1 pseudogene is annotated in these 260 nt (G+C 31.5%); it reads left to right on the top strand.

From position 1 onward, the window contains the following. Positions 1-117: 117 nt before the first annotated feature. A pseudogene (locus tag KVT11_RS20150) lies at positions 118-260 on the top strand (phosphotransferase enzyme family protein); the annotation flags it as partial.

Below are 260 nucleotides of genomic sequence, written 5' to 3'. Positions count from 1 at the left end.
ATTTTTTTAAAAAGAGGGTTGAAAGTTACGTTACATTGTCTTTTGTACATTATTCAATTTCATAGCAGTACTTCTCACATTTATGTCGAATTAAGAAGATATATAGGAGGGATACATATGGAAATAGCTGTAGAACGTGTTTTTACAAAAGAAATTTTAGCAAGAGCAGCAAAGACATTTCATGTAACAGTGGAAGAAAAGCCGCTTGGAGATTTTGAGAATTATATTTTTAAGGCGAAGGGTGATAATGATGAAGACTA

Origin of the sequence: Bacillus sp. GbtcB10 (assembly GCF_019091365.1) — a bacterium.
GTDB lineage: Bacteria > Bacillota > Bacilli > Bacillales > Bacillaceae > Bacillus > Bacillus altitudinis.
This window is presented reverse-complemented; position numbering and strand designations above follow the sequence as displayed.